Annotated in this window: 23 protein-coding genes; 9 read left to right on the forward strand and 14 right to left on the reverse strand. The window is 55.8% G+C overall.

Annotation, left to right across the window (positions count from 1 at the left end; translation table 11 throughout):
* The first annotated feature begins 33 nt into the window (after positions 1 to 33).
* A complete protein-coding gene (locus tag DNI29_RS05350) occupies positions 34 to 459 on the forward strand; it encodes a hypothetical protein (RefSeq protein ID WP_110977006.1) in 426 nt (141 codons plus the stop codon).
* Positions 460 to 564: 105 nt separating this feature from the next.
* Here DNI29_RS05350 and rplS read toward each other — a convergent pair whose 3' ends face one another.
* From rplS to DNI29_RS05390, 8 genes are all read right to left on the reverse strand, one after another.
* Positions 565 to 948 carry a 50S ribosomal protein L19 gene (gene rplS, locus DNI29_RS05355; RefSeq protein WP_110977007.1) on the reverse strand — a complete coding sequence of 128 codons (384 nt, stop codon included), beginning with the start codon at positions 946 to 948 and terminating at the stop codon, positions 565 to 567.
* 179 nt (positions 949 to 1,127) lie between these two features.
* A complete protein-coding gene (gene trmD, locus DNI29_RS05360) occupies positions 1,128 to 1,805 on the reverse strand; it encodes a tRNA (guanosine(37)-N1)-methyltransferase TrmD (protein WP_110977008.1) in 678 nt (225 codons plus the stop codon).
* Positions 1,806 to 1,817: 12 nt separating this feature from the next.
* Positions 1,818 to 2,399, reverse strand: coding sequence for a ribosome maturation factor RimM (gene rimM, locus DNI29_RS05365; protein WP_110977009.1), 582 nt, complete (start codon positions 2,397 to 2,399; stop codon positions 1,818 to 1,820).
* A 113-nt stretch (positions 2,400 to 2,512) separates the two neighbouring features.
* Entirely contained in the window at positions 2,513 to 3,064 is a 552-nt protein-coding gene (locus DNI29_RS05370; RefSeq protein ID WP_110977010.1) for a 30S ribosomal protein S16, read from the reverse strand.
* A 191-nt stretch (positions 3,065 to 3,255) separates the two neighbouring features.
* Positions 3,256 to 4,011 (reverse strand): acyl-CoA desaturase, encoded by a 756-nt coding sequence (locus DNI29_RS05375; RefSeq protein ID WP_110977011.1) that lies wholly within the window; start codon positions 4,009 to 4,011, stop codon positions 3,256 to 3,258.
* A 232-nt stretch (positions 4,012 to 4,243) separates the two neighbouring features.
* Positions 4,244 to 4,951, reverse strand: coding sequence for an RluA family pseudouridine synthase (locus DNI29_RS05380; RefSeq protein WP_110977300.1), 708 nt, complete (start codon positions 4,949 to 4,951; stop codon positions 4,244 to 4,246).
* A gap of 119 nt (positions 4,952 to 5,070) precedes the next feature.
* Positions 5,071 to 5,886, reverse strand: coding sequence for a 3-methyl-2-oxobutanoate hydroxymethyltransferase (gene panB, locus DNI29_RS05385; protein ID WP_110977012.1), 816 nt, complete (start codon positions 5,884 to 5,886; stop codon positions 5,071 to 5,073).
* A 126-nt stretch (positions 5,887 to 6,012) separates the two neighbouring features.
* Positions 6,013 to 8,862: a putative LPS assembly protein LptD gene (locus DNI29_RS05390; RefSeq protein ID WP_123823080.1), complete on the reverse strand. Its 2,850-nt coding sequence runs from the start codon at positions 8,860 to 8,862 to the stop codon at positions 6,013 to 6,015.
* 108 nt (positions 8,863 to 8,970) lie between these two features.
* Between DNI29_RS05390 and DNI29_RS05395 the strand changes: the two genes are divergently transcribed.
* The 4 genes from DNI29_RS05395 (at position 8,971) to DNI29_RS05410 (ending at position 13,391) form a co-directional block, all read left to right on the forward strand.
* Positions 8,971 to 9,786, forward strand: a complete 816-nt coding sequence (locus tag DNI29_RS05395; protein ID WP_110977014.1) for an N-acetylmuramoyl-L-alanine amidase family protein — start codon at positions 8,971 to 8,973, stop codon at positions 9,784 to 9,786.
* 66 nt (positions 9,787 to 9,852) lie between these two features.
* A complete protein-coding gene (locus tag DNI29_RS05400; RefSeq protein WP_162303518.1) occupies positions 9,853 to 10,872 on the forward strand; it encodes an MlaD family protein in 1,020 nt (339 codons plus the stop codon).
* A gap of 194 nt (positions 10,873 to 11,066) precedes the next feature.
* Positions 11,067 to 12,695 (forward strand): acyl-CoA carboxylase subunit beta, encoded by a 1,629-nt coding sequence (locus DNI29_RS05405; protein WP_110977016.1) that lies wholly within the window; start codon positions 11,067 to 11,069, stop codon positions 12,693 to 12,695.
* A 36-nt stretch (positions 12,696 to 12,731) separates the two neighbouring features.
* Positions 12,732 to 13,391 carry a hypothetical protein gene (locus DNI29_RS05410; RefSeq protein WP_123823081.1) on the forward strand — a complete coding sequence of 220 codons (660 nt, stop codon included), beginning with the start codon at positions 12,732 to 12,734 and terminating at the stop codon, positions 13,389 to 13,391.
* Positions 13,392 to 13,591: 200 nt separating this feature from the next.
* On the opposite strand, the gene DNI29_RS05415 is transcribed toward DNI29_RS05410, so the two are convergent.
* The 4 genes from DNI29_RS05415 to DNI29_RS05430 form a co-directional block, all read right to left on the reverse strand.
* Complete coding sequence (locus tag DNI29_RS05415) at positions 13,592 to 14,617, reverse strand: glycoside hydrolase family 43 protein (RefSeq protein ID WP_110977018.1); 1,026 nt, start codon at positions 14,615 to 14,617, stop codon at positions 13,592 to 13,594.
* An 18-nt stretch (positions 14,618 to 14,635) separates the two neighbouring features.
* Positions 14,636 to 16,921 carry a GH92 family glycosyl hydrolase gene (locus tag DNI29_RS05420; RefSeq protein WP_110977019.1) on the reverse strand — a complete coding sequence of 762 codons (2,286 nt, stop codon included), beginning with the start codon at positions 16,919 to 16,921 and terminating at the stop codon, positions 14,636 to 14,638.
* A 517-nt stretch (positions 16,922 to 17,438) separates the two neighbouring features.
* A complete protein-coding gene (locus DNI29_RS05425) occupies positions 17,439 to 18,191 on the reverse strand; it encodes an SDR family NAD(P)-dependent oxidoreductase (protein WP_110977020.1) in 753 nt (250 codons plus the stop codon).
* Positions 18,192 to 18,284: 93 nt separating this feature from the next.
* A complete protein-coding gene (locus DNI29_RS05430) occupies positions 18,285 to 19,229 on the reverse strand; it encodes a helix-turn-helix domain-containing protein (protein ID WP_110977021.1) in 945 nt (314 codons plus the stop codon).
* A 276-nt stretch (positions 19,230 to 19,505) separates the two neighbouring features.
* Between DNI29_RS05430 and DNI29_RS05435 the strand changes: the two genes are divergently transcribed.
* The 3 genes from DNI29_RS05435 (at position 19,506) to DNI29_RS05445 (ending at position 22,867) form a co-directional block, all read left to right on the forward strand.
* A complete protein-coding gene (locus tag DNI29_RS05435; RefSeq protein WP_110977022.1) occupies positions 19,506 to 19,973 on the forward strand; it encodes a hypothetical protein in 468 nt (155 codons plus the stop codon).
* 110 nt (positions 19,974 to 20,083) lie between these two features.
* Positions 20,084 to 21,811 carry a ubiquinone-dependent pyruvate dehydrogenase gene (gene poxB, locus DNI29_RS05440; RefSeq protein ID WP_110977023.1) on the forward strand — a complete coding sequence of 576 codons (1,728 nt, stop codon included), beginning with the start codon at positions 20,084 to 20,086 and terminating at the stop codon, positions 21,809 to 21,811.
* Positions 21,812 to 21,991: 180 nt separating this feature from the next.
* Complete coding sequence (locus tag DNI29_RS05445; RefSeq protein WP_110977024.1) at positions 21,992 to 22,867, forward strand: transglutaminase-like domain-containing protein; 876 nt, start codon at positions 21,992 to 21,994, stop codon at positions 22,865 to 22,867.
* Between the two features lie 114 nt (positions 22,868 to 22,981).
* On the opposite strand, the gene DNI29_RS05450 is transcribed toward DNI29_RS05445, so the two are convergent.
* Positions 22,982 to 23,593, reverse strand: coding sequence for a redoxin domain-containing protein (locus tag DNI29_RS05450; RefSeq protein WP_110977025.1), 612 nt, complete (start codon positions 23,591 to 23,593; stop codon positions 22,982 to 22,984).
* 76 nt (positions 23,594 to 23,669) lie between these two features.
* A complete protein-coding gene (locus DNI29_RS05455) occupies positions 23,670 to 24,317 on the reverse strand; it encodes a 4'-phosphopantetheinyl transferase superfamily protein (RefSeq protein WP_162303519.1) in 648 nt (215 codons plus the stop codon).
* A gap of 215 nt (positions 24,318 to 24,532) precedes the next feature.
* Here DNI29_RS05455 and DNI29_RS05460 point away from each other — a divergent pair, with 215 nt between their 5' ends.
* Complete coding sequence (locus tag DNI29_RS05460; protein ID WP_110977027.1) at positions 24,533 to 25,459, forward strand: WD40 repeat domain-containing protein; 927 nt, start codon at positions 24,533 to 24,535, stop codon at positions 25,457 to 25,459.
* Positions 25,460 to 25,477: the final 18 nt, after the last annotated feature.

Here is a 25,477-nt window from a genome sequence, read left to right on the forward strand (position 1 = left end):
ACAGTGCCATACAGGCACTTAACCCTTTGAGCTATGTCCTTTCATAAAGTGCCTAAAGACGATACTCAGCACCAAAACCACCTTGATGGCGCCGTAAATATTCTGACGGGCAACTTGGTGGAGGAGGCTACCCGTGCTGGCCTCGACAACCACTTCCAACGCTGGATTGAAGACCTAAAAGACACCAACAACCCCGATTTGCATCAGATTGTGGTTGACTTGCAAGCCTTAAAGGCCCACTTTGGCGGGGGCACTATCGATAAGGCTCTGGTTAGCCAGCTACTCAACCGTTTGGGTGAGAATACCAGCAAGGCGGCTTCTACAGCTGAGAATCCTAATACAGTTCAGCGCATTTCTTCCCTGGGGCAAGCCTTAAGCGCTGCAGCCCGGCAGGTAAGCACCGGCGGGCAAAACAGCCCGGAGCAGGACCTGCAGCAAAATTCAGCTCAGAACTCATAATAAAGTAGCGCGTTTAAGCAAAGCTTAAAGCAGAACTGCCATAACGCAAAACGCCGGCCTCCTGTAAGGGAAGCCGGCGTTTTGTTATTTAACAAGCAATAAGGCTTAAGCAGTAGCTTTAGCGCTTACGTTGGTGTTGCGCTTTTCTTTGATGCGAGCAGCTTTGCCCGACAGGCCACGCAGATAGAACAGACGAGCACGACGAACTTTACCACGACGCACCATCTCGATTTTCTCGATGTTGGGCGACAGCAGCGGGAAAATACGCTCGGTGCCGATTTGGTTCGAAATCTTACGAACCGTGAAAGTCTCACCGTTCGAGTTAGTGTTCTTGCGCTGGATAACTACACCCTGGAACTGCTGAACGCGCTCCTTGTTGCCCTCGCGAATTTTCACGTGAACATTGATAGTGTCACCGGCGGCAAAGTCGGGGAAGCTGGCGCGGCGCTCCTGGGATTCCTGCTGGATAAAATCGAGTAGTACGCTCATGGCTGGAAAAACTGTGAAGGACGGCCGCGCCGCCCTGAAGGGTTTCAGGTAAAGAGGCGCAAATATAGCCCTCTATTTTTGAATTGTGAAATGGGGAGCTGGTGAAATTGTGAGTTTAGCGTTCTGCTTGCGCTACTTGCAGTTATAGCATGGCAAATCGGCTTCACAATCATCCAAGGTCACCCCTGTAATAAGTCGGGCCGGCGCTGCTCCGTACGGGCCAGCGCCTGCTCGTGGCGCCAGATATCAATCTTGGGCGTGTTGCCCGAAAGCAGAATATCTGGTACCGATAAGCCTCTCCACTCGGCGGGGCGGGTGTACACAGGCGGGGCTAGAAGGTTGTCCTGAAACGAGTCGCTCAGGGCCGATTCTTCATTACCTAGTACGCCCGGTAGCAACCGCACCACGGCATCTACCAAAATAGCTGCCCCTAGCTCACCGCCACTCAGCACGTAGTCGCCTACGCTAATTTCGTGGGTGATGTAAGCCTGCCGAATACGCTCATCTACACCCTTGTAGTGGCCGCAGAGAATCAACAGATTCCCTGCCAATGACAGCCGGTTGACCAAAGACTGACGCAGCGTTTCCCCATCTGGCGTCATATAGATAACGGCCTCGTAAGGACGCTGAGCCAGCAGTTCATCGAAGCAGGCAGCAATGGGCTCTACCCGTAATACCATACCAGCACCGCCACCAAACACGTAGTCGTCAATCTGGCCGTGCTTGTTAATAGCATAGTGGCGCAGATCGTGCACATAGATTTCGGCCAGGCCTTTATCCTGAGCGCGTTTCACGATGGAATGCGCGAAGGGGCTGACCAGCAAATCCGGCTGGCACGTAACGATATCAATACGCATGGTGTGGGCCAGTTACGGCTCTACGAATTCATCCGGCTCGTCCCGCTCGCGCGAGGCAGGGGTGAGGTACACCTCCAAGAGGCCTTCCGGCAGGTTGACATGTAACTTCCGTGCTGACTGGTCGGCGTGCAGAATAAGCTCATTTGCTACTGGAATCAGAATTTCCTGTCCCTTGTAACGCATGGACAGGACATCCTGCTGAGGTAGCTCGTAAAACGTTTCTACCGTACCTAATTCGCCCAACTGTTCATCCACTACCGTGTAGCCGATGACGTCGTGGAAGTAAAACTGGTCATCCTGAAGATCAGGAAGCTCCGTTAATGGACGCCATAGCTTGGCATTGCGGAGAGGCTCAGCTTCTTCGATGCGGTCAATGCCTTTGAACTTGACAAGTGCCCGCTCGTTGCTTTGGGGCTGGAGCTTTTCTACTGTGAATTCCGTGAGCTTACCCAGTGCGGTGGGCAACTCCACCCACACCGATTTCAGCTTGCGGTATTCATCAAGGTTGTCCACGTCGAAGGCAGCTACCACAAAGCCTTTCAGGCCGTGAGGCTTTACCACCGAACCCAGCTCGTAGCAGTCGTCAAAAGTCATGGCAAAAAATGAGGAGAGAAAACGTGCGAAGGTGATGAAGCTAAATAAGGCGGTGGCGGGTTAGGCCATCCGGATTCCTCATTGCCTCATCACCTTCTTACGTAAGCCTATAATTAGGCGCCAGCTTCCTCAGTGGTTTCGGCCGAAGCTTCAGCATCGGTCGTTTCGCCTTCGGCAGCAGGAGCCGGAGCGTTGGCAGCCTCTAGGGCAGCCTGCTTGGCACGCTGAGCTTCAGCACGGGCTTCTTTTACCTTGGTTTCGGCGGCCAGACGCTGCTGACGAGCTTCCTCCTTAGCGTTGCCCAGGTTGGTGCGCTTACCTTCGATTTTGGCGTCTTTCTGCTCTTTCCAGGCAGTGAAGCGCTCATCGGCAGTTTCCTGCGAGATGGCGCCTTTGATTACGCCCAGTTGCAGGTGCTTGCGGTAGAGCACACCACGGTAAGAAAGCATAGCGCGCACGGTATCCGTGGGCTGGGCACCTTTCATAATCCAGTCAAATGCCTTGTCGCCATCGAAGTTGATGGTAGCAGGGTTAGTCTGGGGATTGTAGGTACCGATTTTCTCGATGAAGCGGCCGTCGCGGGGCGAGCGGGAGTCGGCAACAACGATGTCGAACTGAGCGGCCTTTTTGCGGCCGCGACGGGCGAGGCGGATTTTAACTGCCATAAACCGGTTTGGTTAAGCGACGCATCCCGTGCGTCTGGTTGAAAATGAGGTGCAAAGGTAATCATAGATTTTGCGGATTAAAAGGATTGTGCAGATTCAATCTGTACCTCAATGTCTGTGCTACACTGAGCAGCATAAAAAAAGGCTGCTCCTGATGAGGAACAGCCTTTCTGTAAGGTATGGGTAGCTGCTTACGCGGCCATATTTACGGGTTGCTGCCACTTGCGCTTTACTTTCACCACGCCCAGCTTATCTAACCCCCAAATGAACATATAGGTAGGGTCAAGCTCCCACTTCTTCACGCCGAAGTTGACGCGCATGGGCAGTTTGTGGTGATTGTTCTGGAACAGTTCTCCAAAAGCCAAGAAGTCGAAGGGGAGGGTGTTCTTAGAGTGGTCGTGGTTGTCGAAGTTCTGGTAGCCGTATTTGTGGCCGCCCCAGTTCACGATGGCGCCATGGATAGGACCCATCAAGAAGTGGATGGGCAGCAGCAAGAACTGCCACCAAGCCGTAGCGAACTGTACATAGAATAGTACGTACAGGGCGCCCCAGCCGATGCGGGAATACCACTTGTCGCCGAGGTTCTCTACGGCCCGCCACTCGGGGTAGTCGCCCTCGAAGCGCTGGGCCAGCTCGTAGCGGTTGTTCAGCACATCATTGTAGATGTTCTTAGTCTTCCACATCATTGTGAAAGCATTAGAAGAGTACAACGGGGAGTGCGGATCTAATTCCGTGTCGGAGTAGGCATGGTGCATCCGGTGCAGCAACGCATATGCCCGTGGCGAAAGGAACGAGGAGCCTTGGCAGATGTAGGTGAACAGGAAGAAGAATCTCTCCCAGAACTTGTTCATCGTGAACATCTTGTGAGCCGCGTACCGGTGCAAATAGAAGGTTTGCGTGAAGAGCGACAGGTAGTAGTGCGCTACAAAAAAGAAGAGTATCGCCATAGGGCAAGAAATTAGAGGTCGAATTCAGCGGCCAAAGCTTCAAAGCGCAAAGCCCAAAAGCCAGGTATTAGTTCAGAAGCCGTTTTGCAAAACTACGGCCACACCTGCCCGGAGTCCAATTGGCCTCCCCAAAAGGCCAAAATGTTGTTCAGGTTCAACAAAAGTGAAGGGGTAGTAGATGACAACCAATGATTTTTGTCATCTACTACCCCTTATTTCAAGTCGAAGCTACTTAATAGTATGCTCCTGCCGGTTCCCAATGTGCTACATCGGGTAGCGGGGCCCGGAAGCACATTTCCTCCTTCGTGACGGGGTGCTGAAACTCCAACTGCCGAGCATGCAGGGCAATGCTGACGTCGGGCAGCGGAGCCAGAAAGCCGTATTTCACATCGCCAACAATGGGTGTGCCCAATCCGGAGCTTAGCTGCACCCGGATCTGATGGGGCCGACCAGTAATGGGGTTTACCTGCACTAGCCACCGTGAACCAGCTTGGCCCAGCACCTGATAATCCAATTCTGATTTTAACCCTTGGCTATGGCGCTCCGAATAAGCTTTCGTGGTGTTGCGAATAGGGTCTTTTACCAGCCAATGGGTCAGATGGCCCTGGGTAGGCTCCGGGCACTTGCCAGTAAGGGCCCAATAGGTTTTATGCACCTTATTGTCGCGGAACATTTCGTTCAGGCGGCTCAGGGCTTTGCTAGTTTTAGCCAGCGCAACTACCCCGCTCACGGGCCGGTCAAGGCGGTGTGCTACGCCCACGAAGGCGGCCCCTGGCTTCTTATACTTAAAGCGCAGGTACTCCTCTGCCTTTGCCGACAGAGGTTCGTCGCCGGTAGCGTCGCCCTGCACAAGCAGGCCGGCAGGCTTGTTGATGATGAGCAGGTGGTTGTCTTCGAACAGAATTTCTTTCCGCTCCGACCACAGATTCGGACGATTCACTGGGGGAGAATTAATAATCAATAATCAGTAATTAAGCATCAGAGCCTTCTTTCAACTATCAGAGAAGAACCGCTCCAATCCAGAATTATCAACTATCAATTACTCATTACTAATTAAAACTAGTACGCTTCTTCCTGGGTAGGGAAGTCGCGCGACTTTACATCTTGGATGTAGCGCTGCACGGCATTGTGCATAATATCGCCGAGGTCGGCGTACCGGCGCAGGAAGCGCGGCTTAAACTCTTTTGTGATGCCCAGCATGTCGTGCACAACGAGCACTTGGCCGTCAACATTGGGCCCGGCGCCAATACCGATAACCGGAATGGTCAGCTTTTCGGCTACCTGCTTGGCCAATGAAGAAGGTATTTTTTCCAGCACCAGCGCGAAGCACCCGATTTCCTCTAGCAACTGGGCATCTTCAATGAGCTTCTGTGCTTCGGCTTCTTCCTTAGCTCGCACCGTGTAGGTGCCAAATTTATAAATACTTTGGGGAGTAAGGCCCAAGTGCCCCATCACGGGAATGCCAGCCGTCAGAATCCGGGTGATGCTGTCCTTTATTTCAGCGCCGCCTTCCAGCTTGATGCCATGTGCTCCCGACTCCTTCATGATGCGAATAGCTGAGCGAAGGGCTTCCGACGAATTACCCTGGTAGGAGCCAAACGGCATATCCACCACCACAAAGGCCCGTTTCACGGCGCGCACCACACTCTGGGCGTGGTAAATCATTTGGTCCAGCGTGATGGGTAGGGTGGTTTCGTGGCCTGCCATTACGTTGGAAGCTGAGTCGCCAACGAGCAGCACATCTACACCAGCTCCGTCCAGAATCTGCGCCATCGAGAAGTCGTAGGCTGTGAGCATGGAAATTTTCTCACCGCGTTGTTTCATGGCCAGCAACTGGTGCGTGGTCACGAGTTTGACTTCTTTATGCTGAGACATGGGGTGCGGATAAAAAGTGAAAACAGGAAAAGACGGCAGTAAAAGTCACTAATTTCTTTGTAATCGGTGGCAGATGGTTTGGCCAGCTATTCCAAAGTGCCGCTTTCTAGTCCGGGAATCCACTTTCTAGTAGTTCAGGAAGGTTTTGTTACGGCTCAGCTTCAGATCTTGGAGCAGCGACGATTTGGCTGCAATGGTCACGAAATAACCGCGGGTAGGGCCGAAAGGCCGCCAGTTGCCCGTAATCTGCCAGCAGTGCAGGTCTTTAGTGATATCAAGGTTCGTGAAGGCGGGGGTTTTATTCACGAAATCGTAGTTGGTGCTGAAGCCAAAGCGCAGGGTTTCAGTCAGCTTTACCGAGCCATTCAGGTTCAACGAAGCGGCCGTGTAAGGGCCCCGACGAGGACGGTTGTTGCGGGCGGGTAGGGGGCCCTGGTCGGCGTAAGAGAGCGTGAAGTTGGTGTTCAAATCCCACGGGATACTGAAATCCACGTAGTCTTCGTAGGGGTCGATACGGGTAGGAGAGCCTAAGGATGGGTCGTTTACCGGAGCTACATCGCGCGGAATAGCCGACTTGCGCTTACCCTGAGTGGGGTTGAACTGGTAGCCGAGCGAGGCGTTGGCCGTGGAGAGGCGAGCCAGCTTGATTTTATCTTGTTGCCAGAGGTACTTGTTCTTGTTGTTACCCAATGAATCGCGCTGGTAGAAATCGAAGTTGGCGTTCAGGGTGATGTTGAGCTTGCGGGCTACCTGGGTGCGGAAGGTGCTGCTCAGGGGCTGCAGGTTCAGGCGTCGCGCCGCGAAGTTGTAGCCGGTGCTGAAATCCAGACCATCAATTAGGCTGACCTTGTTGAAGGGGGTAGTACCGGTAGTATCATTAGAGTTACGCACCTTCATTTCCACCGAGTTCTGGAGCGAAAAGGACAGCTGCCGTATTTCAGTGGTGGTACGCGCCGAAAATAGCGAATTGCTGAACCGGGGCAATAGGAAACCTCGGTTGTCCTGATAGGTCTGGCCTTCTGAATACAGCTGTCCGGTGGAAGGGTCGCGCAAACCGTCGAGCTGCACCAACTGGTAGGCTGGGTTATTTCTGGCCGAAGGGGGAGCCGGCGAATAGCTGAAGCTAGCGGAAGGGGTTACCTTGTGGCGGAGCGCCTGAATCTTGTGCGTGCCTTTGCGATTGAAAGTTCCGTAGAAGTTGGTACCCAGGCTGGCGCCGAATGTATAATTATACAAGCGGTTAAAGCCGCGTATGGTGTCGATGCGTACGGCCTGCGCCTCAGGTATAAATTCGTACCGCAGCTTTTTAAAGTACCAGGTCTCGCCGTAGGTCACGCTGGGGTTGAAGTTGAAATACTTCAGCAGGTTGAAGCTACCTAGTGTAATACCGAAATCGTGCTGCATACCGGTTTGGGAGTTTCGCAGCAGCTTATTGAGGTTGGAAAAACGGACGGGCAGAACGCTGGTCTGGTTGGAGCCGCCTAGCAGCGGAATAGCGCCGCTATTAAGCTGACGGGCCGGCAGCGAGTTGGAAAGCGTGTTGTTGTACCGAACTGTGTAGGAGAAAGCCAGCTGCTCATAAATACGGCCCCGCGACTCCAGACCCAGCAGCTCATACACGTACTGACGGGCCAGCTGCGCCGATACGTCGGGCAGGATAAAGTCCATGGTGCCTGCCTGCGTATTCTGGTTTTGGCTCAGGTTGACGCTGTAGTTGATAGGCGCGTTGCGCAGCTGCTTAGAGTAGCTGATGTTGGATTGGAACGCCGGCGTGAGGTAGAGGCGCTGGTTGTAGGAGTTCTGCCGGTAGTAGTTGTTGCTGCTCACGTTCACGTTGGCCGAAAAACGGCCGCCGTTGGGGCGCGGTACCGGCGTGTGGTTCCAGGCCAGCGCGAAGTTGCGAGAGGAGCGCGGGATGTTGTACGCTGGGTTAGTATTAGCGTCGGTAGTGTTCAGGATGCGCTCGGTAGGCTGCGAGCTGTAGTTGAAGGAAAACAGACCACTGTAGCGGTAGCGCGTGATGTACTGCACTTCGGCAGTGCCGCGCCACCCCCCGAACCGGTCGGCGTTGCCGGAATAAATGTCGCCGGTGAGGCGCACGCCAATATGCTCATTAGCGGCCCAGTAGTAGCCGCCGTTACGCAGGAAGAAGCCACGGTCAGCGCCTTGTCCGAAGGTAGGGATGATGAGGCCCGAGGCTCTTTTGTTGGTTTTAGGGGTAGGAAAGTAACCGAACAGAAAGCCCAGCGGCGTCGGAATGTCACCGATAACTAGGTTGAAGGGGCCGGTTACCACGTTCTGGCCCGGAATCACCTTCATCTTGGAGGCGTTGATGAAAAAGTGCGGGTGCTCTAGGTTACAGGTAGTGTAGCGGCCGTGCACCCCAAATAGTTCGTTCAGGTTATTTTTCTTGATGGTTTCAGCGTGGATATAGCCCTCTCCCTGCTGAGTTACTACATCAGTAATGCGGCCCCGCTTGCTCTTGATGTTATAGTCGATACGGCCGGCCTGGTAGGTTTCGGCGCCTTGCTTGAACAGGGGCCGGTCTTGCACGCGGCCCAGAGAGTCCTTGGCACCCTCAGCCGTTACCAGGTTTTTACTGTAGTCAACGGTAATCAACGCGGCTTTCAGGTTCATGTCGCCGTAGTCCACGTTGGCCTTGTCGAACAGAATGGCGCGCTTGTTCTGCACCTCGAACCGGATGGAGTCTTGGGCCTTATACTTAACGGTGGTTTCTACCGCCCCCTTCCGGCCGCCGGCCGCCACATTCAGCGAGTCGGGCGTGCCCCGGACCAGTCCGGTGGTATCGCGCACGGGCGTGCCGGGCTTGGGCGCATTAAGAATCTGGGGGGCCGGGCGCACGTCTTCCGGCACGTTGGTAGTACGTGGGCGCTGCTGGGCGTGGCCGGGGCGCAGCAACCCGAAGCTGAATAGTACAGTAAGCAGCAGTGGCCACCGCCGCAGCGAGGAAAGCACACTCCACATAGAATTGAACACAGGCGCGAGTGGGGCCACGTAGTTTTTATCGTTTATTTTGTGGCGGTTTGCAAAGGTAGCGGGTCGCTGCCCCAACTAACGAACTCCGTGCGGAATATTGTCGCTCTGGGCACGGCGGCCCTGTTATTTCTCGCCGGCTCTACTTCTTCCTCTACTCCACGGGCTACGGTAGCCAGTGGGGCGGCGGCCTATAAATACCGCCTCCGGACCGTTGTGCTTGATGCCGGCCACGGGGGGAAGGACCGCGGCTGTGCCGGGGTGAAGGCTCGCGAAGCCGATGTAGCGCTGAAAATTATTCTGGAGCTGGGCCGGCAGATTGAGGAAACCATGCCCGAAGTGAAGGTGGTATACACCCGCAAAACCGATGTGTTTGTGGAACTGGCCGACCGTGCGGGCATAGCCAACAAGAACAACGCCGACCTGTTCATCTCCGTCCACTGCAACGCCAGCGCGCCGGCAGCCATTGGCACCGAGGTTTGGACCATGGGCCCGCACAAGACGGACGCCAACCTCTCGGTGGCCAAGCGCGAAAACGCCGTAATTCTGCAGGAAGAAAATTATCAGGAGCGTTACAACGGCTTCGATCCTACCTCGCCTCAGAGCCACATCTTGTTTTCTCTGTTCCAGAGCGCCCACATGGTAAACAGCCTGCGGTTTGCCCAGAAGGTGGACCGCCAGTTCCGGACCACAGTAGGGCGACCTTCGCGCGGAGTGAAGCAAGCAGGCTTTCTGGTGCTCTGGAAATCTACCATGCCTTCTGTACTGATAGAGGCCGGCTTCCTGACTAACCGCCAGGAAGAGCAATACTTAAACGATAAAGCCGGGCAGTCGTATATGGCTTCAGGTATTTACCGGGCCTTCCGCGACTATAAAAACGAGCTGGAAGCAACCACCAGTGAATAGCTCGGCCGGCTCCGTGCAACCCCGGCCAACCTCTTCCGACTCCCTCTCCAACCAATCGATGACCCCGTGTCAAAAGAAATCAAAGTAGCCCTACTGGGCATTGTGGCCGTAGCCCTACTCATTGTAGGCTTCAATTTTTTGAAGGGTAGTAATATTCTATCGACGGACCGGACCTACTACGCCAAGTACGACAACGTGGATGGCCTGAACGTAGGCAACCCCGTTATTCTGAACGGCATTAAGGTGGGCCAGGTGAAGGAAATGAGCCTGTTGCCCGAAGAGGGTAACCGCGTGAAAGTGGCCGTAGAGCTGCAGAAAGGCGTAACCGTGGGCGATTCCACCGTGGCCAGTTTGAGCGGCTCACTGCTGGGCTCTAAAACCATTACTCTGTTCTTAGGCAAGAACACCAAGGTCTATGATGGGGGCGAGGAGCTAAAGTCGTACACCGTGGCCAGCATCACCGACGCCTTCCAGGCCAAGGCCCTGCCTGTGCTGGGTACTGTCGATTCGACTCTGATTAAGGTAAATGGCTTCCTGAACAAAGATGCCCGCGTTAGTCTGCAGGCTACTTTGCTCAATGCCCAAGGCAGTACCGAGGCCCTAAAGAATCTGCTGCTGATGAACCAGCGCAACATCAACCAGATTACCACCAACATGGCCCGCCTGACGGCTGACCTGAACAAGACTAGCGCAAAATTCGACCGGATTGCGGCTAACTTCGCGGTGCTCAGCGACTCGCTTAAGAGCGCCCCGGTAGGCCCGGCCATGCGCAAGCTCAATGCCACCATGACGGAAGCCCAGGGCACGATGACGACCCTAAACCGCTCCCTCAGCGACCAGCAGGGTTCTCTGGGCAAGCTGCTCCGCGACTCTACCCTCTACAACAACCTCAATGCTACCGCCGCCAGCTCCAACGCTTTACTGCAGGACCTAAAAGCTAACCCCAAAAACTACGTGCACTTCTCGGTGTTTGGGGGCGGCAAGGCCAAGCAGAAAACCGAAACGACGACCAAGCCCAATGGCGAAGTGGAAAAAGAAACCAAGACGGTGGTGCCCGCTACCACCGGCGCGGTAGTAAACCCTTAAGAGGCTTCCGCTTCCCGCAACAACGTGTACCTTTGAAATCCGCCCTACCGGGGCGGATTTCTTGCTTTCCTACCCTTGGTGAAGCAGTAAACCCGCGCAATAGTGAGTCCGAAATTCCGCTGAAACGCCGACTCAGCATTGTGCAATTTTACCGCATCACCTTTCCCATCCCACCCACTTTCATCCCACCCCGAATGGACCTCGAGTTCAACAAAAACGAAGACAGCATTAAGCAACTCAATTTTCAGCTGCAGCAGCGCTTGCAGCGCGTGGCCCTCGGCGGCGGCGAGAAGCGCATTGCCGCTCACAAAGCCAAGGGCAAGCTCACGGCCCGGGAGCGAATAGAGTACCTGCTCGACAAAGGCGCGGAAACCGTGGAAATCGGGGCGTTTGCGGGCGAGGGCATGTACAAAGAAGAAGGCGGCTGCCCCGGCGGGGGCGTAGTGGTGGTTATTGGCTGGGTGCAGGGTAGGCAGTGCGTGGTTGTCGCCAACGACGCCACTGTGAAGGCCGGGGCCTGGTTCCCGATTACGGCCAAGAAAAACCTGCGGGCTCAGGAAATCAGCATCGAAAACAAGCTGCCCATTATCTACCTCGTCGATTCGGCGGGCGTGTACCTGCCCATGCAGGACGAAATTTTCCCCGATAAGGAGCACTTCGGCCGCATCTTCCGCAACAACGCCGTAATGAGCAGCATGGGCATTGTGCAACTGGCCGCCATTATGGGCCCCTGCGTAGCTGGCGGGGCGTATTTGCCCATTATGAGTGACGAGGCCATGATTGTGGACGGTACCGGCTCGGTTTTCCTGGCGGGCTCCTATCTCGTAAAGTCAGCCATTGGCGAAAGTATCGACAACGAAACGCTGGGCGGGGCTACTACCCACTCCGAAATTTCGGGCGTGACGGACTACAAGTTCCAGAATGACGAGGAGTGCCTCGACCACATCCGCAACATTTTCGATAAGCTGGGCGGGCAGCCTACGGCCGGATTCTCCCGCAAAGCTCCCGCGCCGCCCAAGGAAAACCCAGCGGAAATCTACGGTCTGCTGCCCGCCGACCGGGTGAAGCCCTACGACATGATGGACATCATTCGGCGCTTGGTGGACGACTCAGAGTTTGAACCCTACAAGGACCTGTATGGCCAAACGCTGATTTGCGGGTTGGCGCGCATTGATGGCTGGGCCGTAGGCATTGTAGCCAACCAGCGCAAAATCGTGAAAACCAAGAAGGGTGCTATGCAGATGGGGGGCGTCATCTACTCCGACTCGGCCGACAAAGCGGCGCGCTTCATTATGAACTGCAACCAGAAACGCATTCCGCTGGTGTTCCTGCACGACGTTTCGGGCTTTATGGTGGGTAGCCAATCGGAACACGGCGGCATTATTAAGGACGGAGCCAAGATGGTGAATGCCATGAGTAACTCCGTGGTGCCCAAGTTTTCGGTGATTGTGGGCAACTCCTACGGAGCCGGCAACTACGCCATGTGCGGCAAGGCCTATGACCCGCGCCTCATTGTGGCCTGGCCCACCGCCCAGCTGGCCGTGATGAGCGGAGCTGCTGCCGCCAACACCCTCCTACAGATTCAGGTAGCCGCCGCCGAAGCCAAAGGCGAAAAGCTCACCGACGAAGCCAAGAAGGAGATGTTCGACAAAATCAAAGCCCGCTACGACGAGCAGCTCTCGCCCTACTACGCCGCCGCCCGCCTCTGGGTCGATGCCATCATCGACCCGCTGGAAACCCGCAAAGTCATTTCCCAGGGCATTAGCATGGCTAACCATGCACCCATTGAGAAGGCGTACAACGTGGGCGTAATTCAGGTGTGATAAGTAGAAACAAGTTGGTGCTAAAAAATAAGTCTTATGACGGCAAAAGATCTATTGCAAAAAATATTGGATTATAGATATCTGTGGGCCTCATCATATGCGTCTGATAAGCCGGCTACCATTCGATTAGCACAAATAAATACGTTATTAGAGGCCTTTGGATTAACGAAAAAGCATGTTAATCCTTTAATGCAGGTAAAGTATAGTATTCTAGGCAAGAAACAGGAGTTAGAACGCTCCCACTACTTGAATGGCCTCACAAACTTAGAGTATGTCCTGAAAGGAGAGTTCTTACGAGACAGACCATATGAGGAAAACCAAGAACTAATAACACAAGCATTAATAACAATGCGTGAGATATATCCTCACGTACCAGAAGAGCATATGGTTCGGCCAGTAAATATTGGGTGGATGTATAATTGGCTACTCAATTTTAGACAACAAGTATACGAAGTAGCATATCCTAACCGAGGAATGGATGAGGGGTTTTCAGTTGGGTTGTTATATGGCAAAGAGCTTGGAAACAAACTAAAAGACCTCATCCGGGATAATACAGAGTGTATTGATAATGTACTTTGGCTGATATTAGACCCGCTAAAGCGAGATATTGAAATAGAGAAGTTGATACAGCAATATGGTTATCAAGATGTCAACCTTGATTCAATTGATTTAGAATGGCGAATTGAGAATTATTGATCTGGATTTGCTATTGATCACACCGTAAAAGGCCCGCCGCACTGGATGGTGCGGCGGGCCTTTTACGTTTTTGCAAACGCGTGTTTGCGTGGTTTCTTAAGATAGAGGTTAGGTAGGGTTGGACACCCAAGGAGGGGTAGGGCTCCTGATTGAACGGAGTAGAGTGCTTGGCTTACGGCGGCCTGCGAACGGTAGGGGCATTATTTCAACTTCCGCGCGGCCACACCCGTCGTGGTAATCTTTACCGGTTGAATCAGGCCCTGGCTGTCAAAGGAAAGCTGGTCGATGCAGGTGACGCGGTGGTTTTGGTCGGTTTCGGTGAGAGGGCGGCGGTGGTACACGATGTACCACTCGTCTTTGCCCGGAACCTGCACCACGGAGTGATGCCCTGCTCCGGTAGCCACCTGCGGATCCTGCTGCAAAATTTTGCCTACCCGCCGGAACGGCCCCAGGGGTGAGTCGGCCACGGCGTACGCTACGGAGTAGTCGGGGCCGGTCCAGCCGCCCTCCGACCACATGAAGTAGTACTTGCCGCCTCTACGAAACATAAATGGGCCTTCTACATAGCCCTGCGGCGTCACTTCCTTGTAAATGGTACCGTCGGGAAAGGGGACAAAACCGGTGAAATCGTCCTTGAGGCGCACGATATTGCAGTGCGACCAGCCCCCGTAAATCATGTAGTACGCCCCATCGGCGTCCTGAAAAACAAACTGATCAATGGGTTGGGCGCCGTTATGGATCTGCCCGATTAAGGGTTTGCCCAGGTAATCCTTAAACGGCCCTTCCGGACGGTCGGCCACGGCGACACCAATGCCGCCTATTTCGCCTTCGTGCACATCATTGGCCCCGAAAAACAGAAAATATTTATCGGCCTTCTTGATAATGGATGGCGCCCACATGGCTTTGCGCGCCCACTTAACGGCAGTAGTATCAACAATGCGCGGGTGCTTGGTCCAGTGCACCAAGTCCGGGGACGAAAAAGCGTCCATGTGCACCTGCTGGACGTAGGGCGCGGAATACGTGGGGTAAATCCAGTACCGGTTGCCGAACACAATGACCTCTGGGTCAGCGTACCAGCCGGGCAACACGGGGTTGCCCGACTTGGCCGACTGAACTGTGGACTTGGTTTTGCCGGCAGCCGTTTTGCGGCCGGGGGTAGACGTTTGAGCTAGGGCTCCAGTGGTGAGTAGCAGGCCGATAGCAGCCGGCAGAAAGAAGTTTTTCATGAAAGGAGGTGGGATAAGCTACTTCGCTTTTGACATAGAGAAAGGAGCAGCCTCGGCCTTGGTGCCTCGGCTTTTGTTGGGTGTGGCGCTCATGTCAAACTGCAGGGTAGCACCTTGTTGCAGCTCCTGGTGGCTCAGCCAGTTTCGATCGTAGGGTTTGCCGTTAAGCGTCAGCTGCTGCACGTATCGGTTGGCCGCCGAGTTTTGGGGGGCATTGAGCACGATGTCCTTACCCGAAGGCAGGTGCAGAGTAGCCTTCGGGAAGAGTGGGGCGCCGAGCACATACTGATCGGTGCCGGGGCACACCGGGTAAAAGCCTAGGGCAGAAAACACGTACCAGGCCGAGGTCTGGCCGTTGTCCTCGTCGCCGCAGTAGCCGTCGGGGGTAGGCTGGTACATGCGGTTCATGGTTTCGCGCACCCAGTGCTGCGTTTTCCAGGGTTGGCCCGCGTAGTTGTAGAGGTAAATCATGTGCTGGATGGGCTGGTTGCCGTGGGCGTAGTTGCCCATGCCCGCAATCTGCATCTCCCTGATTTCATGAATTACTCCCTTGTAGTACGATTCATCGAAAACCGGGGGTAGGGTGAATATCGTGTCCAGCGTAGCCACAAATTTCTTTTTGCCCCCCATCAGATCCACCAGGCCCTGCACATCATGAAACACCGACCAGGTGTAGTGCCAGCTGTTGCCTTCCGTGAAGGCATCACCCCACTTAAAGGGGTTAAAGGGGGTTTGCCAGCTGCCATCCTGGTTCCGGCCCCGCATCAGCCCGGTTTTCTTGTCGAAGAGCTTACGGTAGTTCTGGCTGCGTTTGGCGTACAGGTCGATTTCCTTTTTGGGGCGACCCAGTGCTTTGGCCAGCTGGTAAATCGTGAAGTCGTCGTAGGCGTACTCTAGGGTACGGGCCGCGCTTTCGTTGATTTTCACGTCGTAGGGCACGTAGCCCAGCTTGTTGTACTGCTCCACGCCTACCCGGCCCACGGCCGTGAGCGGACCCGCATTGTTGGCGCCGTGCGTGAGGGCCTCATACAGCACATTGATGTCTTGCCCCCGGATGCCTTTCAGATAAGCATCGGCTACCACCGAGGCCGAGTTGTTGCCCACCATCACATTGCGCAGGCCTGGGCTGCCCCACTCCGGCAGCCAGCCGCTTTCCTTATAGTCGTTGGCGAGGCCCTGCTGAATTTCGGCATTCACATCGGGGTAAAGCAGATTCAGGAAAGGAAATAGGGCCCGAAAAGTATCCCAGAAACCGGTGTCGGTGTAGAGGTAGCCTGGCAGCACCTGGCCGTTAAAAGGGCTGTAATGCACGATGGCACCCTTCGCATCAACCTCGTAAAACTTGCGCGGAAACAGCAGGGAGCGGTACAGGCACGAATAAAATGTGCGCTGCTGATCAATGCTGCCGCCTTCCACATCGAGGCGGCCCAGCACCTTGTTCCAGGCTGCCCGGCCCTGCCGACGAACCGTTTCAAAGTCGTTGGTACCGATTTCCTGCAGGTTGAGCTCGGCCTGCTCGGGGCTGATGAACGAGGAAGCCACGCGGGCCTGCACCTGCTCGCCCTTGCGGGTTTTAAAGCCTACTACCGCTCCGGCGTGGTTTACCTGCGCTTCCAGAGCAGCGGCATCCAGCACCTTGTCTTTGTAAATGGCCGTGCTCGTGAAAGCGTGGTCGAATTCAATGACGAAGTAGTTCTTGAAGTTTTGGGGTACGCCGCCGCTGTTGCGGGTGGTATACCCGATAATCTTGCGTTGTTCGGGCAGTAGCTTCACGTAGGAGCCCTTGTCCAGGGCATCTATCACTACGTAGGCACTATCAGTTTGGGGGAACGTGAAGCGGAAGCGGACGGCGCGCTCCGTGGGCGTCATTTCCGTGGTTACGTCGTGGTCGGCAAGGTATACGCGGTAGTAATTGGGTTCGGCTACCTCGGCCTTGTGCGAAAACCAGCTGGCCCGTTCATCCTCATCAAACACCCGCTTGCCGGTAATGGGCATAAGGGCAAACTGCCCGTAGTCATTCATCCAGGGCGAGGGCTGATGCGTCTGTTTGAAGCCGCGCAGCTTATCGGCTGAATACTGATAGGCCCAGCCGTTGCCCATTTTACCGGTTTGGGGCATCCAGCAGTTCATGCCCCAGGGCAGGGTAATGGCGGGGTAAGTGTTGCCGTTGGAGAGGCTGGGTTTAGAATCGGTGCCTACCAGCGGATTTACCCACTGGGCGTAATCTTTGGGGGCCGACGGTTGGGCCAGCAGCGGGTTTACGGCTAGCAGCAGGGTAGGGAAAGCGAGGAGTAGTTTGCGCATTCAAATAAGAAAGGAAGACAGAAGACCAGGCCAGTGCCAATACTACAGAGCGGTGCCGTAACCAGCACCCCGATAGTATAAGACCGTACCTGCGGAGCGTAAATCAGGGAATGCTAGATAAGAAAACTATCCTTTTGTCCTTAGAAACTCCTCATAAATACCTGTTATAAAGCCTTCGAGCCTACCTGTTTAGCGGCTTACTTCGCTAAAGCTTGGCGGAATCGTGCCTGGCGGTTCATAAATCAATGTCACAGCTTACGCCCTTTTACTAGGTAGGAAGCTGGCTTTACTAAGTTTCAGTGCACAGCCGAGTGCTGATCAGGTGAGAATGTAGATTGTGGTTTACTTGAAGCTGGCCTTATAAACAACCCGCCAGAGCTATTCGCGTGTAGCACACATGTAGCGTGGATGACGTGCCTCATTAGGCTAACGTAAAGAAGCAGTTACCGCCATTGCCGGTAACTGCTTCTTTACGTTAGCCCAAGCTGAAATCTGAGGCTTTTCGCCGGCAGTCGGTTTACAACATCATGCCACCGGTTAGCTCAAGGCGCTGGCCATTGAGCCACCGGGCAGCATCGGAGCACAAGAAGGCTACTACCCCGCCAATATCGTCGGGCTCGGCGGTGCGGCCCAGGGCCGTGGCCTGCGCTACCCAGGCTCGCATTTCAGGAGTGTCCGTCATAGTCCCGCCGCCAAATACTGCGCCGGGCGCTACCACGTTGGCAGCAATGCCGCGGCTGCCCAGCTCCAGGGCCAGGTAGCGCGTGAATACCTCCACGGCGCCTTTCATGCTGGCATAAGCCGAAACACCCACGAAGGAGCTACGCGTCGTCGCCGAGGAAACATTGATGATACGGCCTCCGTCGCGCAGTAGGGGTAGGGCCTGTTGCGTGAGGAAATACACGCCCTTAAAGTGCACGTTGAGCATGTCATCAAACAGTGCCTCGGTCATTTCAGCAATGGGCGTGTTTAAGCTAGTGCCGGCATTGTTGATGAGAAAGTCGAACCGGTCGGTGCCGAAGGTGGTAGTCAGTGCATCGGACACTTGCCCGAAAAACGCTGCAAAGGTGCTGATGTCGGCGGCGTTCAGGGGTAGGGCCACGGCACGGCAGCCCAGGGCTTCAATATCGGCAACCACAGCAGCGGCTTCGGCCTGTTGGCTGCGGTAGGTCAGGATAACATCAATGCCCTGCTGGGCCAGTTTCAGAGCCATGTCTTTGCCTAACCCCCGGCTGCCGCCAGTAACTAGGGCTATTTTGGAAGTACTCATAGAGGATGCGCTTGTTGTGTTAATGGAACACGACAAAGGTCCTCCGGCCGGCTGGCGGCTGCGTTGTACGGGCCAATCAGCTTCTTGTATAAATCAAGCCGGCACTACTTCCAGGGAGCGAAAAGCGCCGGGGCTCACGGCGGCGTAGCGGCGGAAAAAGTGCGAAAAGTGCGCCACATCTACGAAGCCCAGGCTGTCGGCAATTTCCCAGAGTGACCAGGCGGTGTGGCGCAGCAAGGCCTTGGCTTCTTGGGTCAGGCGGCCCCCAATCAGGTCGGTGGTAGTGCGGCCGGTGCTTTCCTTAAGTACTTTGTTCAGGTGATTGACGTGCACGGCCAGACGGTCGGCAAAGTCCTTGGCGGTGCGCAGCTGTACCCGCTGCTGGGGGGTGGTGAGCGGAAACTGCTGCTCCAGCAGCTCCACGAAGCGTGACAGAAGCCGGGCCGAAGCTGTGTGGGCAGGGTGGAGCTCGGTGGCTGGCTGCCGCTTCTGGCCTAAGTGCAGCAGCTCCAGCACATAAGCTCGCAGTAGGTCATACTTGTACGCATAGTTGGAGGCCAATTCCTCCTGCATCTGAGCAAACAGAACAGCTGCCCGCGCGGCTTCGGTCGGTGTCAGCTGAAACACGGGGTAGCCTTCGGTCTGAAACAGAGGAAGGTCATCAGGGGTGCTGGCTCCGAGCACGGGTAACATGAACTCGGCGGTAAAAAGGCAGAAATACCCCTGCTGCTTCTCGGCCGGTGCCCACTGAAACGGCACCTTGGGCGTTGAAAACACCAAGGCATCGGGGGCAATAGCAATGGTTTGGTTGGCGTATTCCGCGTGGCTGTGACTACGCAGCAGACTAATCTTGTAGAAAGAGCGGCAGGTATAAGATGCAGCCAGTGGTAGCGGAGCTTCCTTCCAAAGGTCAGCCACATCAAACACGTTAAAATGGCCAACCTCGCGCTGAATGTCCTGGGGTAGCAGCGCGCTCAAGTCGAGGCCGGTGGCGGTCGTAAGCTCCACGTAAGAGGCGCTGAGTGCGGTAGTCGTCATAGCAGCCAGTCGGTTGTAGGATTCAAAGCACGAGCAACTCGCCACCAAACAGAAAGTTTAGTTGCTCTTGGCAAGGCAGCACCTAGCATCAGGGGGCCACGGACCGGCTGGCTATAGTAGCAGGCTCTGCTTTTGTGAATACCTTCCGTTCGCATCAGCAGAATCAATGAGAAAATGAGTGTTATTACCGCTGCTCATGGCTGCTAATCCAGCTCAGTCGCAAAAATTCATGCCTCGGCCCCGTACCTTTGCCGCCCATCCAACCGCCTACCCCTCGTGACCGACGCAACCTCCGCCGCCTTTGAAAAAGCCCGCACCGGCCTCTGGACCAGTCTGCAGAAACACCTGGCAGCGGTGTATGGCGCCGAGAAAAGCTTCTTGGCGGCTACGGCTTTCGTGGAGGCCTACCCCTTTGCGCTGCACACGGCCACCGAGGAGCAGCAAGCTGCTTACCTGAGCGCCCGCAGCACCCTGCGCGACCTGTACACCGACGAAACAACCCAGCTCGACACTTTGGTAAAAGCCATTCGGACCAAAGGCTATACCGAGGACCAGAAAAAGCAGCTCTACCTCCTGATTTTGGGCTATATGGATATTGCCGCTTCGGTGTTTGAGTTGCTGCGTACCCATGTGACCTCCAAACTGCCCGAGGATGAGGAGCTGACGGCCACCGCCGATAAGTTTGAGCGGGTGCTCAAGTTCGCGCGGTTGAATGTGAAGGGTTTGGCCGGTTTGCTGGGGTAGGAGGGGGGAGGGGCCGAAAGCCCGAACCCAGGTTTCTCCGCAAAATGCCGCAAGCAGGCAGCGCCAAGTAGCCTAGAGCCGTATAGCCTTCGGACTTAACACGGAAGGCTATGGCGAAGAAAACCGTCTCGGAAATAATAGTAGATACCCTGCAGGCGGCCGGCGTTACGCGGGTATATGGGGTAGTGGGCGACTCGCTTAACGGCATTACCGACGAAATTCGGAAGCGGGAAGGCATTGAGTGGATTCACGTCCGCAACGAGGAAGCCGGCGCCTTTGCCGCAGGGGCCGAGGCTCACCTGACCGGCGCGCTGGCTGTGTGTGCCGGCTCCTGCGGCCCCGGCAACACCCACCTGCTCAATGGCCTCTACGACTGCCACCGCAGCCGGGTGCCAGTGCTGGCCATTGCCGCCCAAATTCCCAGCGTTGAAATTGGTACCCAGTATTTTCAGGAAACCCACCCCGAGAATACGTTCAAGGAGTGCAGCGCCTATTGTGAGCTGATCGGCCACCCCGACCAAACCGTGCGCACCACCGAAATTGCCATCCAAACGGCCATTTCTCAGCGCGGTGTAGCCGTAATTGTAGTGCCCGGCGACATCAGCCACCAACAAGCAGAAGCCCAGGAGCCGCGCCTACCCGTACTGCGCAGTCGGGCTACCCTGGTGCCGGTCTTGGATGATATTCGCGCAGCCGCCGACCTGTTAAATACCGCCAACAAAGTGACCATTATGGCCGGGGCGGGCTGCGCCGAAGCCCACGCCGAACTGCTGCAGGTGGCTGAATTATTAGGGGCTCCCGTGGTGCATGCTTTGCGCGGCAAGGAATATGTGGAACCAAACAACCCTTATGATGTGGGCCTGACGGGCCTGCTGGGCTTTTCCTCAGGATACGAAGCCCTCATGGATGCCGACGCCATGCTGATGCTGGGTACCGATTTTCCCTACGCCCAATTCCTGCCCCAAGATGTACGCACCGTACAGGTAGATGTGCGCGGGGAGCACATTGGCCGGCGGGCGCGGGTAGAGGTAGGCTTGGTTGGTGATGTGGCCGCCACGCTGCGAGAGTTGCTACCCCTGCTCAATCACAAGCAAGACCGCAACCACCTGGAGAAAGCCCTGGAAAACTACCGCGACACCCGCGAAAGTCTCGATGAGCTAGCCACCGGCGAGCCCGGCGACACCAGTATGCACCCCCAATACGTGATGCGCTTGCTCAACGAACAAGCCGCCGAGGACGCCATCTTCACCTGCGACGTGGGCACGCCTACCATCTGGGCAGCCCGCTACCTGCGCATGAACGGGCAGCGCCGCCTGATCGGGTCCTTTAACCACGGCAGCATGGCCAACGCTATGCCCCAGGCCTTAGGCGCTCAGCTGGCTTATCCGGGGCGGCAGGTAATTGCCCTGGCCGGCGACGGGGGCTTTGCTATGCTGATGGGCGAGCTGCTGACCCTGAAGCAACTGAAGACGCCGGTGAAAATCGTCATCTTCAACAACAGTAGCCTAGGCTTTGTAGAGCTGGAAATGAAGGCGGCTGGTATTCTTGAATACGGCACCGAGTTGGAAAACCCCAACTTCGCGGCCTTGGCCGAAGCGGCTGGGGTGCGCGGCCTCCGCGTGACGGACCCCGCTGCTCTACCTGCCGCCATTGCCGAAATGCTCGCTTATCCGGGGCCGGTAATCCTGGATGCCGTTGTCAAGCGCACAGAGCTTTCCATGCCCCCTACCATCCAGAAGGAGCAGATGCTGGGCTTCAGCCTCTATACCCTGAAAGCCATCATGAGCGGGCGCGGCGACGAGGTATTGGAACTGGCCAAGACAAATCTACTGCGCTAGAGCTACCGGCAGGGGTAGGGAATGCAACCTATTTTCCTACCCCTGCTTATCTAATCAAGGGTAACCGAGGATTGAACAATCTGCCCCCTCAACCCTGTTAATTTCAAGCAGCCGACGATGGGAAACCGCGTCGGTTGCTTTTATTTGCCGAATCCGACCCTCGTACGAAGCCTCGTTCCCTTGACCAACAAAGAAATCAAAGCCCTTATCTCCCTGCTCGACGACCCGGAAGTTGCCCCGCAGATTCAGGAGAAAATCCAGACGCTGGGCGAAACCATTATTCCGTTTCTGGAGGAATCGTGGGAGGAAAGCCTGGACCCCCAGCAGCAGCAGCGTTTGGAGGACCTGATTCATCACCTGCAGTTCGAGGGACTACAGCAGCGCCTCCGGGTGTGGCGCGACTCTGGCGGCGAGAACCTGCTGGAAGGCATGTGGCTACTGAACTCCTACCAATACCCCGACGCCGATTTTCAGGTGCTGAACCGGGCCATTGAGCAACTGCGCTTTGAGGCCTGGACTCTGCTACAGCCCAGCATGCACCCCGCCGACCAGGTGCAGACGCTGAATCATGTGCTGTTCCGGACTCACAAATTCGCGGCTAACACCCAGAACTTCCACTCCCCGGCTAACTCCATGCTGCATCGGGTGCTGGAAACCCGCCGGGGCAATCCGCTCACGCTTTGCGTGATTTACCTGCTGGTAGCCCAGCGGCTCAAGATGCCGGTGTTTGGGGTGAACCTGCCCAACCTGTTCGTGTTGACTTACCGGCCCGAGGGTGCCCTGGAGCCCTTTTACATCAACTGCTATAACCGCGGCCTGGTGCTCTCGCGCACTGATATTGAGCATTACATCGGCCAGCTCAACCTTACGCCCAACGAAATATTCTTTGAGCCCTGCTCGCACATTGATATTGTACGGCGGGCCTTGCGCAACCTGCAACTCAGCTTTGAGAAACTGCAGGAACCAGCCAAAGCCCTAGAGGTAGGCCAGCTCCTGGCCATCCTGACCAACGAGTCAGAGGCAACCGATGGAAGCTCAGAGCCGAGTGAGGAATAAGCAGACTCCTGAAAAAAAGCGGAGCCGCTGATGTGCATCATCAGCGGCTCCGCTTTTTATTGTCCTGAGCTGTCAGAAACAAGCAAAGGCCAGTGGCTCAGAGGCGAATACGCCTTAAAACCGCTTGATCAGGCAGCCGGCCGCACGCTTTTCTGCTACGCCTACCGGCCGGCCGGCCAGCAGGTTATTGAGGGCATCGGCCAGGTAGTGCTCTTTGGCGTAGCCTTCTACCTGTGGGTTGTCATCGATGGCGCCTTTATAACGCACGGCAAAGCTGCCCCCTACGGGCTGCAGCACAACTACCTCGGGCGTTTTCGTGGCTCCGAGCAGCGTGCTTACCTTCTGGCCTTCGTCGGTGAGTAGGGGTAGCGCCGCGCCGCCGGTTGTTTTGATTTTGAGCTTTTCAGCATCCCCCGCGTCGGCGCTAGCTTCCAGGTTGATGGGTGCGTTCACGAACAGAAACTGCACACCCTTGCCGCTGTATTCAGTGTTCAGTGCGTTCAGGCGGCTTTCATAGAGCTTAGAGAAGGCGCAGGAAGGGTTTACAAAAACCACCACTACGGCCTTGTTAGTGGCGTAGCTTTTCAGGGCTACCTCGGTGTTTGCGCTGTTTTTCAAACTGAAATCAGACACGGAGCGGCTACCCTGCGCGCGGGCCACGCTCACCGCAACGGTGCAAAAAAGCAAGGCGGCAGCAGCAACAATAGAAATGCGGCGGAGGGACATGAAAAGTGAGTTAGTGAAATGATGGTTGAGCAAGTCAAAGTAGATACCCGTGCATAGGCACAGCTAGCAAACTCACTTAATCACCAAGGGCGTAAGTTAAGACGTAGTCGGGATTTGGGCGCAGGTAGTGAATCTGGTGTTGGCTGCGGGAGTTTTCGAGGAGCAGGTGTCCCGTCAAAACACCAGCCTCCCGCAGCTCAAACGGATTGAGCAGTAACTGCTCTTTAAACACCAGGCCCCGGCGACTATGCAGCTTGTAGAGCGTCTCCTTGGCACTCCAATAGAGACAATATTTTGCTGTTTCGTTGCCGGCGTTGGCCTGCTCCGCTTCCGATAGAAACCGGCGAGCCAACTGTTGCGCTTTGGAACGTACCTGTTCAATATCTATGCCAACCGCAGCTTGCGTAGAAAGTAAACCGGCCACCCACTCGCCGGAGTGCGAGAGAGATACGCCTACGGCGGGCAGCTCCGGGAAGTAGGGGCGACCATTGGGGTCGTTGTGCAGGGTAGCGGGCGTGTCGTTTAGTTCGCGCAGCAGATGGTGGGCCAGCACCCGCCCAGCCAGCCACTGCCGGGCCCGCAGTTCGTCGCGGCCATCGGGGTAGCGGGCTAGGTAGTGGGCTTGCGCTGGTAACAGGGGCCACAGCTCCTCAAGGACTTCAGTGAGGTGCCAGAGGCCCAGCACGCAGGTTTGGGAGACGGGAGAAAGCGAATGGAGGGGCAAGCGGTGAAGGTGTAGATGAGCGAATAAGTGAAGGTACGTCTGCCTGATAAAATCGTCATTCTAAGCGAAGGAAGAAGCCTGAGTTCTTTGGTAGCAGTTGCCCCGAGCTCCTTGCGTAGTAGATGGGGTAGGGCTGGTTGAGAGGCAGAACTACGCCTGGGTATTGTTCCGACGGTATCTTTGCGCACTCATCCACTCATTTATTCCATTACCGCTTGTCTTCCCGCCCTCAGGTCCAGAAACTTGCTACCCTCACCGGCCACCGCGACTGTGTGTACGCGCTGACGGGCACGCCGGGGCAAGACGTATTTTATTCGGCCGGGGCTGATGGGATGGTAGCGGCTTGGAGTGCAGAGGTGCCCGAGCAGGATGGGGAGTTAGTGGCCAAAGTTGAAAACTCGGTATATGCCTTGCTGCATCTGCCGCAGCGCAATTTGCTGGTGCTGGGCCATAATTTTCAGGGCATTCAGGCCATTGATCTGGCCCAGAAAAAGCTGGCTTACGCCACCGCCCTGCCCGCGGCCGCTATTTTCGATATCGCCTATTCTGAAGCCCAACAGCGCCTCTACGTTGCCCTCGGCGATGGCACCCTGGCCGTTTTGCGTGCCGCCGATTTTAAGGTGGAAACCTTGGTGCGCCTCTCCGAAAAAAGCCTGCGCTGCCTGGCTCTGCACGAGGAGCGTGGGGAACTAGCCGTAGGTGGCTCCGATTGGCAGGTGCGCATTCTGGATGCTGCATCATTACAGGTGAAGCACGTTATTGAGGGCGCTACCAACTCTGTGTTCACCGCCACCTATTCGCCCGACGGGCGCTACCTGCTCACGGCCGGCCGCGATGCGCACTTGCGCATTTGGGAGGTAGCGGCGGGTTATCGGGAGCACCGTAGCATTGTGGCCCACATGTTTACCATCAACCACCTGGCTTTTTCGCCTGATGGCGCTCTGCTGGCTACCTGCAGCATGGATAAGAGCATTAAGCTTTGGGATGCCCGCTCCTGGGAACTGCTGCGGGTGGTAGACCGCGCCCGCCACGCTGGCCACGGTACGTCTGTAAACAAGTTATTTTGGCCGGGAAGGCAGAATAGGCTAGTTTCGTGTAGCGACGACCGCAGCCTTGCGGTGTGGCAGATTGGTATAGAGTAGTTGGGAATAGGTAGTAAA

The organism is Hymenobacter sediminis (genome assembly GCF_003231285.1).
Classification (GTDB): Bacteria; Bacteroidota; Bacteroidia; order Cytophagales; family Hymenobacteraceae; genus Hymenobacter; species Hymenobacter sediminis.